Annotated in this window: 11 protein-coding genes and 1 tRNA gene; 6 read left to right on the top strand and 6 right to left on the bottom strand. The window is 69.4% G+C overall.

Going from position 1 to position 12,645, the window contains the following annotated elements:
- Window positions 1–1,675: 1,675 nt before the first annotated feature.
- Entirely contained in the window at window positions 1,676–3,502 is a 1,827-nt protein-coding gene (locus IPK71_09555) for a S9 family peptidase (protein ID MBK8213984.1), read from the top strand.
- 24 nt (window positions 3,503–3,526) lie between these two features.
- Here IPK71_09555 and IPK71_09550 read toward each other — a convergent pair whose 3' ends face one another.
- Window positions 3,527–4,168 carry a hypothetical protein gene (locus tag IPK71_09550; protein ID MBK8213983.1) on the bottom strand — a complete coding sequence of 214 codons (642 nt, stop codon included), beginning with the start codon at window positions 4,166–4,168 and terminating at the stop codon, window positions 3,527–3,529.
- Window positions 4,122–5,552, bottom strand: coding sequence for a polysaccharide deacetylase family protein (locus tag IPK71_09545; GenBank protein MBK8213982.1), 1,431 nt, complete (start codon window positions 5,550–5,552; stop codon window positions 4,122–4,124). Before IPK71_09545 ends, IPK71_09550 begins: the two co-directional genes overlap by 47 nt.
- A 183-nt stretch (window positions 5,553–5,735) precedes the next feature.
- On the opposite strand from IPK71_09545, the gene IPK71_09540 reads away from it, so the two are divergent.
- Window positions 5,736–6,872, top strand: a complete 1,137-nt coding sequence (locus IPK71_09540) for a GGDEF domain-containing protein (protein MBK8213981.1) — start codon at window positions 5,736–5,738, stop codon at window positions 6,870–6,872.
- Here the strand turns inward: IPK71_09540 and IPK71_09535 are convergent, their stop codons facing one another.
- Both IPK71_09535 and IPK71_09530 read right to left on the bottom strand, forming a co-directional pair.
- On the bottom strand, window positions 6,873–7,412 hold the full coding sequence (locus tag IPK71_09535; GenBank protein MBK8213980.1) for a hypothetical protein: 540 nt from the start codon (window positions 7,410–7,412) through the stop codon (window positions 6,873–6,875). It lies immediately after the preceding gene.
- 142 nt (window positions 7,413–7,554) lie between these two features.
- Complete coding sequence (locus IPK71_09530) at window positions 7,555–8,046, bottom strand: hypothetical protein (GenBank protein MBK8213979.1); 492 nt, start codon at window positions 8,044–8,046, stop codon at window positions 7,555–7,557.
- A gap of 148 nt (window positions 8,047–8,194) precedes the next feature.
- Between IPK71_09530 and IPK71_09525 the strand changes: the two genes are divergently transcribed.
- Window positions 8,195–9,055 (top strand): hypothetical protein, encoded by an 861-nt coding sequence (locus tag IPK71_09525; GenBank protein MBK8213978.1) that lies wholly within the window; start codon window positions 8,195–8,197, stop codon window positions 9,053–9,055.
- A gap of 181 nt (window positions 9,056–9,236) precedes the next feature.
- A tRNA-Ser gene (locus IPK71_09520) sits at window positions 9,237–9,324 on the top strand.
- A 39-nt stretch (window positions 9,325–9,363) separates the two neighbouring features.
- On the opposite strand, the gene IPK71_09515 is transcribed toward IPK71_09520, so the two are convergent.
- Window positions 9,364–10,074 carry a hypothetical protein gene (locus IPK71_09515; protein ID MBK8213977.1) on the bottom strand — a complete coding sequence of 237 codons (711 nt, stop codon included), beginning with the start codon at window positions 10,072–10,074 and terminating at the stop codon, window positions 9,364–9,366.
- Window positions 10,075–10,270: 196 nt separating this feature from the next.
- On the opposite strand from IPK71_09515, the gene IPK71_09510 reads away from it, so the two are divergent.
- Window positions 10,271–10,594 carry a hypothetical protein gene (locus tag IPK71_09510; protein MBK8213976.1) on the top strand — a complete coding sequence of 108 codons (324 nt, stop codon included), beginning with the start codon at window positions 10,271–10,273 and terminating at the stop codon, window positions 10,592–10,594.
- A gap of 86 nt (window positions 10,595–10,680) precedes the next feature.
- Entirely contained in the window at window positions 10,681–12,189 is a 1,509-nt protein-coding gene (locus IPK71_09505) for a hypothetical protein (protein ID MBK8213975.1), read from the top strand.
- A gap of 12 nt (window positions 12,190–12,201) precedes the next feature.
- Here the strand turns inward: IPK71_09505 and IPK71_09500 are convergent, their stop codons facing one another.
- Window positions 12,202–12,600: a hypothetical protein gene (locus IPK71_09500; protein MBK8213974.1), complete on the bottom strand. Its 399-nt coding sequence runs from the start codon at window positions 12,598–12,600 to the stop codon at window positions 12,202–12,204.
- Between the last annotated feature and the right edge of the window lie 45 nt (window positions 12,601–12,645).

Genomic DNA, 12,645 nt, shown 5'->3' with positions numbered 1-12,645 from the left:
GCCAAGCCACCGCTCGCGGCGACGACCGAGAGGGTAGCTTCGCCCACCCGTGCTCCGGAGCCCGAGCCTCCGCCGCCAGCACCCCCGCCGTCTCGCCCCGTCGTCGAGACCACCCCCAAGGGCCTCAAGCTCCCGGGAGGCGTCGAGGTCACCTGGTTCGGCATCGTGAAGCCGACCATCGTCGTCGGTACCGGCGTCGAGTCGTTCGGAGCGCAGAGCCACGTCGCCACGACGGCCGCACAAAACCCGGTCTTCGCGAGCCCCGCCGGGAGCCCCGACGCCGCCGCGTTCTCGTTCCAGCTCGCGCAGTCGCGTTTCGGCCTCGACGCCGGCACGAAGACCGTGAGCGCCAAGATCGAGCTCGACTTCGTGCAGTTTCAGCTCGCGTCGCCCGTGCAAGCGGGCTTCCCGCGGCTCCGCCAGGCCTACGTGACCTACGAGCCCCGAGCCGGCCACAGGCTCGCCCTCGGCCAGATGTGGGACACGTTCTCGCCGCTCAACAGCCACACCTTCGATCTGGTCGGCGGCCTCTTCCAGGCGGGCAACACGGGCTTCATGCGGAACCAAGTCGCCTACCGCTTCGATCTCGATCACCTCGAGCTCACCGCGGCCGTCGGAATGCCGACGCAGAACACGGCGACCCAGCTCTCGGTCGTGGAGTACGGCCTCGTCCCGACGTTCGCACTGCGTGCAGCATACAAAGAAAAGAGGCGGCTCTACGCCGGCGTGTCGGGCATCGTCACGGAGGTCGGTGTCACGAAGGACCGCTCACGCACCGCGGGCGCCGTGAACGCCTTCGTCGACGCGACGCTCGGCCCTTTGAGCCTCAAGGCGGAGGTCGTCGCCGGCCAAAACCTGAACAACCTCGGGCTCTTGTCGCTATCCACGGCCTCGGCGGAGCGCGACGTAGGCGAGGTCGGTGGGTGGGTCTCGGCCAAGGTGAACGCCACCCCGATGCACGCCCTCCACGTCTCGGCGGGCCTCGCTGCCGTGACGAACCCGAGCGCCCTGCGGGCAGGATATTCCCCGGCGACTACGGGCGGCGACGGGAAGGTCACGGCGGCCACGCGCGTCTCGGCGAACGGGCCGGGCATCGAAGAGAACGTCGCCATCCGCGCGGGCTACGCCCTCTCGCCCGCGCCTGGCCTCTCGTTCGTCGCCGAGCCCTACGTGTTCCTCACGCGGCACAAGCTCCTCGGCGCGGACGAGGCCCTCGGCGCGGCCCGGCGTGCGTTCGGCGTGCAGGGAGGCGCCATGTACACGTTCTGAGGCGGCACCGCTCGAACCGAGCAGCCCGTCGACTTTCGTCTCGCTCACAGTTCGTGGTTCCTATCCCTCCCCCTTCCAGGGAGCTGCGAGCCTCACGCGTGCGAAAATCGACGGCCTCCTCGGGGCGAGCCTCTGCTACGTCGAGGGCATGAAGCGCGCCGTCGCCCCCGCCCTGCTCGGACTCCTCGTCGCCTGCACCCCTCCCGACGAGGGCCCCAAGGTGCCCGCACCGGCGAGCGCACCGAAGCCGATCGCCGCGGCGCCCACCGCGACGGCGAGCGCAGAGGCGCCGAAGAAGCCCGCGGCGTCGTACTCGGGCCTCGGGGCCGAGAGCGTGCCCCCCGAGGTGCTCGCGCGCTTCGCCCCGAAGCCCCTCCCCGCCGCCACGAGCCGGAAAATCCAGGCGATGCTCGACGTGCGCGCCCCGGTCGGGAGCCGCGTCTCCCCCGACGGGAAAACATTGTACTTTGCATGGAACGTCACCGGGACGCCGCAGGTGTGGCGGGTCACGGGGCCCGACACGTTCCCCGTGCAGCTCACCGGCGGAGAGGACGTGACGCGCCTCTCGGACGTGACCCCCGACGGAAAATGGCTGGTCGTCATGCGCGACCGCAAGGGCGAGGAGAACCCCGGCCTCTACCTGCTCGCGACCGCGGGAGGAGCGCTCAAGGAGATCCAGCACAAGGCGAAGGTGCAGACGTTCTTCCAGCGCACCTCGCCGGACGGGCGCTACGTCTACTACCGCGCGAACGATCAGCGCCCCGACGCCTACGGCATCTACCGCTACGAGATCGCGACCGAGAAGCGCGAGATCGTCTTCGGCGAGCCGGGGCTCTGGTCGATGGACGATCTTCGTGACGAGGGGGGCTCACGCAAGCTCCTCCTCTCGAAGGCGACCGGCGCCCTCACAGCCGAATACTGGGAGTACGACGAGAGCACCAAGAAGCTCTCGCCCCTCTTCGGACAGGGCGAAAAAGAAGAGTATCGCGCGGCCTACGCGGGCACTGCCGGCGAGCTCGTCGTGCTCACGCCGAAGCTCGGAGACTTCCGCCGGCTCTACCGGGTGACGCCCAAGGGCAAGGCCCTCGACACGAAGGACCTCGTCCCCGTGAGCCCCGACGTGAAATACGACGTCGACACCTTCGCGCTCGACGCGAAGCGCACCGTGCTCACCTACACGACGAACGAGGACGGTTACACCCGCCCACACGCGCTCGACGCGCGCACGTTCGCCGAGAAAAAGCTGCCGAACGTCACGGTGCGACCGGGAGAAAAAGAAGACCACGTCACCTTCGGGGCCTCGTCGTGGGACGGGCGGTACGTCGTCATGAACGCGAGCGCGGCGCGCCACCCGACGACGTCGTTCGTGTTCGACTGGAAGGCGCAGAAGCTCGTCCGGTGGGTCACGGCGAGCACACCCGAGGTCGACACGTCGACGTTCGCGGTACCGTCGCTCGAGAGCTACACCGCGCGCGACGGCACCAAGATCCCGATGTTCGTGCGGCGCCCCGCGGCCTGCGAAAAGCCCTCCGCGCCCTGCCCCGTGGTCGTGCACTTCCATGGCGGCCCCGAGGGGCAATCGCGCCCCGGCATGAGCGCCTACGGGCAAATCTTCGTCGACGCGGGCTTCGTGTGGGTCGAGCCGAACGTGCGCGGCAGCGACGGCTACGGCAAAACCTGGCTCGCGGCCGACGACGGCCCGAAGCGCCTCCGCGTGATCACCGACATCGAGGACGCCGCGAAACACGTGCGCGCGGCCTTCGCCGTGGGTGGCAAAGCCCCGAAGGTCGGCGTCATGGGAGGCAGCTACGGCGGCTACTCGACGCTCGTGGCGATGACCAAGTTCGCGGGCGCGTTCGACGCCGGTGTCGCCAACGTGGGCATGTCGAACCTGCTCACGTTCCTCGAGAACACCGCGCCCTACCGCCGCGCGCTCCGCATCAGCGAGTACGGCGATCCCACGAAGGATCGCGAGGCGCTCGTCGAGCTCTCGCCCATCACCCACATCGACAAGCTCTCGGCGCCGCTGCTCCTCATCCAAGGCGCGAACGATCCGCGTGTGCCCGTGGGCGAGGCGATCCAAATGCACGACGCCCTCGAAAAGCGCGGCAAAACGACCAAGATGGTCGTCTTCCCCGACGAGGGCCACGGCACCCAGAAGCGAGAGAACAAGGTGCTCGAGATCGGCTACACGCTCGACTGGCTCCGGACGCACCTCACCGCGACGCCTTGATCCCGCGCCTTCGGCCCGCGGGCACTAGGGCGTAGCTCGCGGGAAGAACCGGAGCCCGCCCTCTTGGAGCACCATGTCGTCGTTGGCGAACGCGTGCTCGACGCCGTCGGCAGGGTGCGCGTGCGTGCCCTCGCGTGGGGGCACGAAGACGAACGCCTTCGTGAACCACATGAGCAGATCACCCGGTGTATCTTGCACATGAATGCAGACGAGCGCGCCAGGGACCGTCTCCAGGGTACGAGGGGACCACACCCCGCGCCCGACGCCCCCTCCCCCGGCCGAGCCGCGGTCGAGCCTCGCCTGCTCGGGACGCACACGGACCGACTCGGTCTTGCAGGTGAGCTCCACGATGGACGGGAGCTCTTGGATCTTGCGCGTCCCCTCGGGCCCGAACACCCGACGGAGCGAGAGCTTCATCGGCGCCGTGCCGGTCACCTCGCCCTCCCACGCCACGCGGACGGGCTCTTGCCAGAGCTTCGCATCGTGGGTGCTCGCGTCGATGCGAGGGAGAGAGCCACGTGCCACCTCGAATGTCGCGCGGAGCGTGGCGATCCGATCTCGGCGGAAGAGCTCGAACGTCGTGCGTCGAGCCGGATACGGGAGCGCGCCTACGAGCACGTCACGGAATAGCAGTCGCGTCGCGCCCTCGGGAGGAGGCGGGAACACGACCGCGGTGTTCGTCGCGGAGGCGTCGAGGTCGGACGGGCGTGTCGCGCTCGCGGCGTCGATCGTGGACGCCTCGGGCAAAGGGCCCGCCGAGGCGCGCGAGGCTGGCGGTGAGGGCTCGAGCGTCCGAGGGACGTCGGCGCCGCTCGGGGTGCACGCCGAGAACGTCACGGCGAAAAAAGCGGCGCGGCGAGGCCACGCTCCGGTTCGGCGCATGATGGAACGGTATCAGAGGGCTCGACCCGCTCGCCTTCTGGCGACGTTCGAAACGCGACGAGCGACCTCGTGGGGCCGCTCGTCGTGGGCGTGTGGGCGCACGTCTCAGGGGGCAGGAGACGAGCGACGTGTGCATGAACGCGGGCTTCTGCGCGGTGCCGTAGGCGACCCCGTCCTTCGTGAAGCTCACGGCATACCAGGCGCCCTGCACGGCCGTCGCGCGGACGGAGGTGCCGGCGTTGAGGCGGGTCACGATCTGGCCTTCGGGCGTCGCGCGGACGTTCACGACCTCACCGGTCACGCGGCACTCCTTGGGGAAATTGCCCGCGGGCGGAGGGGGCGTCGTGCCGCCGCCGTTCGCCGCGTCGATCGCGCGTTTCACCTGCGGGGCGGTCTCGACCTTGTCGAAGATGAAGCCCTCGCGCTTCAGCACGGGGACCATGAGCTTCACCATGTCGACGGTCTTCGAGTGCACGTCGTGCATGAGCACGATGCCGCGCTTCTTCGTGCGGATCTCCTGGAGGTAGAGGTCGGCGCAGCGCTGCACCGTGACCCCGCGGCCCCAGCAGTCCCAGTCGGCCGCGGCGGTGGACGTGAGCGCGCCGCCCACGTCCCAGAAAATGCTCCCGACGTACTTCTTCATGTCGGACCGGTTGATCTCGTCCGCGACGCGACCGTTCCACGCGCCGTACGGAGCGCGAAGGAGGAAGGGGCCGCGGGGTTGAACGGCCTTGATGGTCGCGTCCGTATCGGCCACCGCCGAGATGAGGGTCGCGCCCGAGAGGCGCGTCATCTGCGCGTGGTTCTGCGTGTGGTTCGCGAGCGTGTGGCCGCGGCCGACGATGGTGTCGATGACCTGCTGGCGGCCCGGGACGTTCTTGCCGTTGATGAAGAACGCGCCCACGACGCCCTCGGTGGCGAGGTACTCGGCGAGCTCCGCCGTGCGGCCGCCAGGGCCGTCGTCGAACGTGAGCGAGATGTGCTTCTGCTCCATCCCGGAGCCGTTCAGCTGGATCTCGCTGACGAGCTCGTCCTCGGAGACGTTGCCGTCACCATCGAGCGGCACGTCCTCCGCCTCTCCGACCGACTCGGCGGAGCAGGCCGCGGTCGCGAGCACGAGGAGAGCAGCGAGAGGGGCGAGGACGCGGAGCCGGGTCGGGGTGGTCATGCCTTGCGTTTTGCAACGTGTGTGCCGTCATCCCACACACCAAATTTGCCGGAATTTTGGCCCGTTCGAGTCCTACCGTGTCCCACATGGGTGGATCACCGACCGGTCACCCAGGATCCACTCCGCGCCGCAGTCGCGAGGCCGGACACGCCCAGATACGCTGACGCTTCTTTAGGGAGTCGCTTGGATCCGTTCACGTCGTTCGTCATGGCCACACTCATGGCGCTCCTGAACGGGGCCATCCTCGGGGTCGTGCACTCCGACCTTCCCGAGGCGCTGCGACCGAGCGCCCTCGATTGGCGACGCAGCACGCTGCTCCTCGCGGCCGGCTCGACGTTGCTCACGGCGCAAGGGCACGCGCCGAACGTCGTGCTCCCGATCGCGAACGGCGTGCTCATGCTGGGCATCACGGGGTACTGGCGATCCATTCGCCGCTTCTACGGAAAGCCCGACTCGCCCTGGGTCGCGCTGCCGTTCGCGCTCGCGATGCCACCGACCGCGTTCTTCGCCTCGGTGATGCCGAGCCTCCGTCTGCGCATCGTCGTGGCCTCGGTGGGGTGGGTCTCGATCTTGGGGGCCACCTTCGTGACGCTGATCCGCGAGCGGGTCAAAGAGCGCGCCGTGAGCCGCAAGGTGCTCGCGGTGCTCTTCGGGTCCGTGCTCGCCTTCATGGCGATGCGAGGCACCTACTACGGCATCATGGGCGCGAGCACGGCGACGGTGCTCGACAAGTCGGCGCTCAACGTCGCGACCCCGATCTTCGCCGCGATGCTGCCCGTGATCGGCACCACCGCGTTCACTCTCATGTGCTCCGAGAAGATCCGCAGAAACTGGGAGATCGCAGCCTCGACCGACTACCTCACCGGCCTCGCGAACCGCCTCACGCTGGGCGCCGAGGCGACACGCCGATGGGAAGAGAGCGCAGACCTCGCCGTCGCCGTCGTGGACATCGATCACTTCAAGAGCATCAACGATCGCTACGGCCACGACACGGGCGACCTCGCCCTCAAGCACGTGGCGCGCTGCTTGGCCGGCGCGTGCAGAAGGGACGATCTCCCGGCACGCCAAGGCGGCGAGGAGTTCGTCGTCGTGTTCCGAGGGCTCGACGCCTCGAAGGCCGAAGAAGCCGGAGAGCGCCTGCGGACCGCCGTCGCGAAGGAGCCTTTCGTCACGGGGGACGTCCACCTCGACCTCACGGTCTCGGTCGGGATCGCGGCGCGCACCCCGCGGGACGGGAGCTTCGAAGACGTGGTTCGGCGCGCGGACACCGCGCTCTACCGGGCCAAGGACCGCGGGAGAAACCGCGTCGAGATCGGCTAGCTACCTCGTCGCGCGGGCCGACGCTGGCAGGTACGACACGAGCGGCGCGACGCTAGCGCGCTCCGCAGGGAAGACCTCGACCACCAGCGTGAGGACGGCGCGGGCGGTCTCCGTGTGCGCCTCGGGCCCCTCGCCCACAGGGTACCCTGCGCCGAGCACGCGCTCGCCGTGCTCGACGGTCACACGCATGCCGTCGCGTGTGTCCGATCGGGGCGCGTCGTTCGCGTCCGAAGGGAGACGCGACGCCGCACGAAAGACGGGCGCAAGGGCCTCGGCGCCCACCTCGGCGAGGTCCGACGGGTGCGCAGCCGTCTCGACCTCGAGCGGGTCGGGCACGACGAGGCGCCGGCCACGCCAGAAGGTCGCCATCACGAGCTCCCGGGGAACGAGGTGAAGCTCGACGATCCCCGGCATGCGCCCGACGACGACCACGAGAGGCTCGTGGAACGTCGGCTCGTAGACGAGACGGAGCCCACCTGTGAGCTGGGCGCCCTCACCGACGAGCGCGCGCAGACAAGCAGCCGTGGCACCGAGCGTCACCCGGACTACGGTGCACGCACCGAAGCGCCGAGGCAAGGTCCGTGCGAACGTCCCGCGCGCCGGAGGCCTTCTTTTCTCGCGCCTCCGCCCTTCCGAAAGCATCGCCGGCGATGCCTCCAGTCAACCCAAGAACGAAGCCCGATCACCTCCCCGAAGCGACGAGCGCGGCCACGATCGCCAGCACGATCGCGACGAGCGGCGCGGCCCACACGAGCGCGGGTCGCGCGCCCCTCGGAGCCTCTCCGGGAGACACGAGCGCGCAGCCCGTCGCGACGTCACCGACCCGCACGACGCACACGGCGAGCCCGATCGGGCTATTTTCTCCGAACGGCCGCGGCACGCGCACCGCCGCGACCTCCCCCATGCCGGCGGGCAGCACCACGGTGAACGCGCGCGCCGCGTCGTCGTCCGAGAGCACGACCGCGCCGCTCCTCCCGCATCCATCGCACCCACCGCCGTCGCACCGCGCGCAGACGAGGCGCTTCTTGGGGGCCACCGTCACGGTCGCCCCGTCCGCCGCCCACGCAGAGGGGATGACGATGCCCATCGTCACGTGAGCCCCCACGACCCCCGCCACGGCCTCGCGATCGAGCACGGACCCGAGCGCGTTCTTGGTCTTGGGCGCATCACCCATGGGGCCGAAAGTATGGCGCATTTTCGCCTGGCTCAGGGGCGTGACGCGAAGCCCAAGGCCGTCACCGTACAGCCGACGCGGCGTGCGTCTCGGCAAGCGACGCGTCGAAGCGGCCTTCCTCCGCCGCGGCGTCGGTTATTCTCGTCTCATGCGGGCGCTCGGTCGTGGCAGGGGTCTGCTCTTCGTCGTGGCCGCGGCGTGTGGCCTCGCGCGGCTCGCCGTCGCCTGCTCTGCGCCGTTCACCGCCCTCACATCGGACGCAGGAGTCGACGACGCGTCGCCCGACGTGGCCACCGTCGCCGACACGAGCACCCCGGTGGACGCGGGGGCCGACGCCCCTCTCGACTCTCCACTCGTCCTCGCCGACTCGGGCAGCCCCTGCGCGAGCCAACATCTCTTCTGCGAAGACTTCGACCGAGGCCCGCTCTCCACGCGATGGGACGAGCTCACGGGCGACAGCGGGGTGCTCGGCATCACCTCCACGACGTCCGTCTCGGCGCCGAGCGCGCTCGAAATGAACGTGCGCGCGGGCACGAGCGGCGGCAACGGGAGCAACGTGCTGAAGAAGCTCCGGTTGCCTGCGCAGCGCTTCCGCGTGACCTTCGACGTGCGCGTCGAGACGACGGGGATGGTCGGCGAGGTCGACCCGATGTTCGTGGAGCTCGTCCCTGGCGCCCCCGACACGACGTTCCACATCTTCGCCCTCGCGTACTACCCGGATCGAACGAACTTCGAGCAGAACCGAGGCCAACCCGACGGCGGCAACCTCCTCGAAGCCGTCGCCGTTCCGCTCACCGTCGGAAAGTGGCAGAACGTCACGCTCACGTTCGTCCCCGGCACCTTCTCGGTCGACGTCACCGCCACCGTCGGCGGCTCGACCTCACCGCCGCTCTCGTTCCCGCGTTCGGCCTACGAGTCCGCGTACCTCCGCTTCGGAGCGCCGTACGTCGGCAACGCCCAAGGGACCGCGAAGACGTTCGTCGACAACGTGGTGGTCGACACGTTCTGAAGGCCCGCCGATTCTTCGGGCGCGGCGACGATGCACCGCCGAAGCCCCTCCGCCCCCCCACACTCGCGTCCACTCCCGCGACGGCATGCCTCCCCACGCGAGCGACCCCGGTGAACGAAGGGCTCGACACGGGCCCTCGACCAGTGGAATTGTAGGTGTGCGGCCGGTTCGCTGGCTCGCCGGAGGAGTGGCCGAGTGGTCTAAGGCAGCGGTTTTGAAAACCGCCGTGGGGCAACCCACCGGGAGTTCGAATCTCTCCTCCTCCGCCAGACGCCTCCCGTCGTGGACGTCGGTAGCCGCACGCGCCCTCAGGGCGAAGGTGGTGGCGGCGCCACGGTCGGGGCCGGTGCGCCCTTCCCTCGCGACTTGTCGACGAGAATCCACGCGTGCGCCGACGCCCCCGGCACCGACTCGCTCGCCGTGCCCGTGCGGACGCCGTAGCCAGTCACGTACGACTGCTGCTCCGCCGCGAGCTCCGTCAAAAGCACGAGGTTTCCGCCCATCGCCCGCGCCGCGCGCCGGAGCTCGCCGCGGTGGATGGCCGCGTTCGTCGACAGCTTCTTCGTGTAGAGCACGTAACACGGCCAGCTCGTGGGAGAGACGAGCGCGAAGATCCCGAGCGTGAGCGTGCGGAGCGGGGTCTGCACCTTGCAGAACACGTCGCGCCCCGCCCCGTGCGACTCGTGCATCGACTCGTACCAAAAGACGGACTTGGCGAACGCGACCTGGCGCGTGTCATCCATGTGGCTCCGCACGTCCCCGAGAACGACGAAGCGATCGCTCGCCGCCGAGAGCACCCCCTTCTCGAGGGTGACGCCGGGCGGCAGCTCGTTCGTCACGAGGATGTCCTCGTAGTCGCCATCCCACGGGAGGGACTGCGCCTCGTCCGCGACTCGCTCGTCTTTCTCGGGATCGAGCTTGCCCGCGTGCCGAACCTCGAGAGCGAACGGCCCCGAGGCGCACCCCGAGGTCGCCATCACCATCAGCATCGGGCCCCACCACGCTCGCCGGCCGAACATGCCCGCAGCATAGGCAAACCCGCGCGCCCACGCACCCCTCCGTGCGCCGTACCGAGCCCTGCACCGGTACACACGCGGGCCCTGTACCGACACATGGCCATCCCCCACAAACCATTGAATATACGAACGAATTCGACGTCCGCAGGCAGGCATGGCCGCTGCAAAGAGAGGTGACATCCCCGCTGAGAGGAACCCCATGAAGCTCCGCACGCTCACCGTCGCCCTTGGCATCACCCTCGTCTCGCTCATGACCGGATGCGCCTTCGAGGCGACCATCGACCCGCTCCCCGAGCCTCCGAGCCCCGCGCCAGCGCCGGAGCCCACCCACGTCGTCACGCACGCCCTAACGGTCCGCGACCTCACGCAGCTCGAGACCATCGGCGAGGTCCTCGACCGCACGCCCGACGTGAAGCGGATCGTCACCTTCGTGGGGACCTCCACGTGGGACGAAGCTACGTGGACGCACGTCGAAGCCTGGGTCGCGGCCCGCCCGCCGATGACCGTGCTCTACGAGCGGTAGCGTGCGCACGTGCGCAGCCCTTGCGCGCCCACCCCGGGGGCCACCGTATTTTCGAGCGCGGCACGAGCGATGCATTTCCTGCATGGATGGCCCGCGCGTCGCTGCCTCGCCTCCTCCGTGCTGCGGTCGCCTCCGCCTGGGCGATCCTCGGCGCGCTCGTTCCGGCGCACGCGCAGACACCCGACGACATGCTCGACTGCGCCGACTTCGGCGCGGGCTCGACGGAGCTGTGCAAGCGCTGCCAGAAGGCCCCCAACATGGCGGCATGCATGTGCGCGGGTGATCCCAAGTACTGCCCGACGTCGAAGGTGAAGCTCGGGGTCACCGTGCAGCTCGGGGCGGCCAAGGTCGTGGGCGCCAAGGTCGTGGTCACGAGCCGCGGGGCCTCGCTCGAGCGCACGACCGACGCGAGCGGCGACGCGCTCTTCGAGGTCGGCGTCGATCCGAAGGCAAAATCGCAGGTCGTCGTGAAGAGCGTGAGCGTCACGCAGGCGACACGCGTGCCAGGCGTGGCGTTCCCGATCGGCTCGGGCGCCTTCACACTCGCCGTCGATCGGGAGGTCCCGTTGGCGCCGGGAGAGACGTCCAAGCGCACGACAGTGGCGCTCCCCTCGGCCCGCTTGAACCTGACCGCGGTCATGCGCGATCCGAAGACCGGCGCGTGGGCCCCGGCGCGCGCCCGAGCCGTCTTCTCCATCGGCGCGAACAAGGCCTTCTCGATCGACGCCGAGCGCGAGACCAAGGCGTTCGATCTGCTCGTGCCTCCCGACAAGGTCGGCCGCGACTACCGCGTGCAGGGGACGAGCCTCGACGCACCGGGCATGCAAGACACGACGTCGTTCCGGATCCCCAAGCCGGGCGGCACCGTGTTCCTCACGCTCTACTTGGGGGACCTCATGACCCAGCTCGAGCGGGCGCGCGCCAAGCTGCACGCGATGCTCGTGCAAGCGTACGGGCCCGAGGTCGCGGCGCGGATCACGCAGGGCGTCCGCTTCGAGCTCGCCGACGTCGCTACCGCGAGCTACGACGCGGGCGTCTTCCGCATCCCGGCCAACTGGAAGCTCGGCTCGCCCGACGAGATGGAGACCCTCTTCCACGAGTGGGGGCACCGCGTGCAAGACGTGCTCGCCCACGACCTCCGCGCGAGCTTCTCGGTGGGTGGGCGCACCGAGAGCGCGTGGGCCAACGACACGAACGAGTGGCGCGCCTTCGACGAGGCCCGCGCGAACTTCTACTCGCAGCTCTTCACGGCCTCGCTGCGCTACCCCGGAGACCAGACCTTCAACGAGGCCAAAGCCGCTCCGCACATCGGGAAATGCCGCACCTGCCCGGGGCTCATGGCCTCGGCTCTCGTCACGCACTACCGCGACCCGAAGCTCTACACGAACGCGCTCGAGATCGCGCGCGACGTCCGCGACGTGCACGACGAGGCCGTACGCACGCTCGGGCATCCGCCGCGCACGTACACCGAGCTCATCAAGGCCAAAGAGTCTCTCGTGGAGAGGCAGCGCGCCGCCGGCCAGATCACCGCCGAGAAAGCCGCGGCTCTCGTGAAGAGCCTCCGCGAGACGAACACGCGGTTCAAATTGCCCTGAGCGCCGAGAGCCCTATCGGTCGTGCTTTCCCGGGTGGACCACCGTCACGTAGAGCTCGTTCGCGTACATCGTCGTACCCTGAAACCCATTTCCGAACGAGAAGCTCCACCCGAAGAGCCGCGCGGGGAGATCCTCGTCCGAGCTGCACCCACGGCCATCGTCGGCAGCGTGGGACGACCAATAGAGGTTCGGCTCGAGGTCGACGAAGGGGCCCGCGGTGGTGTCGGGCGCTTTGACCACGGGCTCGCCGCGTGCGAGGCCGAGCACGTTCGTGTAGAGGCTGCCGAGCGGGCTCCCCGTGCAGCCGAAGCCGAAGGTGTCTTTCTGGGTGCACGTCGGATCCGAGGCCACGGTGGGCGGGAGCTGCCAACGCTTCTGCCCCAGGCCACACGAGATGCGACGAGGAGCCAACCTCGCACGCGACGTGCAGCTCTTGCACGATGGAGCGTGACCCGC

The organism is Myxococcales bacterium, assembly GCA_016712525.1.
Classification (GTDB): domain Bacteria; phylum Myxococcota_A; class Polyangia; order Polyangiales; family Polyangiaceae; genus JAAFHV01.
This window is presented reverse-complemented; position numbering and strand designations above follow the sequence as displayed.

Excerpts from the sequence above, each read along its gene's own strand:
- IPK71_09555 (MBK8213984.1), top strand. The coding sequence starts at position 1,676 with ATGCTCGACGTGCGCGCCCCGGTCGGGAGCCGCGTCTCCCCCGACGGG.
- IPK71_09545 (MBK8213982.1), bottom strand. The coding sequence starts at position 5,552 with ATGACCACCCCGACCCGGCTCCGCGTCCTCGCCCCTCTCGCTGCTCTC.
- IPK71_09530 (MBK8213979.1), bottom strand. The coding sequence starts at position 8,046 with ATGGGTGATGCGCCCAAGACCAAGAACGCGCTCGGGTCCGTGCTCGAT.
- IPK71_09525 (MBK8213978.1), top strand. The coding sequence starts at position 8,195 with ATGCGGGCGCTCGGTCGTGGCAGGGGTCTGCTCTTCGTCGTGGCCGCG.
- IPK71_09515 (MBK8213977.1), bottom strand. The coding sequence starts at position 10,074 with ATGTTCGGCCGGCGAGCGTGGTGGGGCCCGATGCTGATGGTGATGGCG.
- IPK71_09510 (MBK8213976.1), top strand. The coding sequence starts at position 10,271 with ATGAAGCTCCGCACGCTCACCGTCGCCCTTGGCATCACCCTCGTCTCG.
- IPK71_09505 (MBK8213975.1), top strand. The coding sequence starts at position 10,681 with ATGGCCCGCGCGTCGCTGCCTCGCCTCCTCCGTGCTGCGGTCGCCTCC.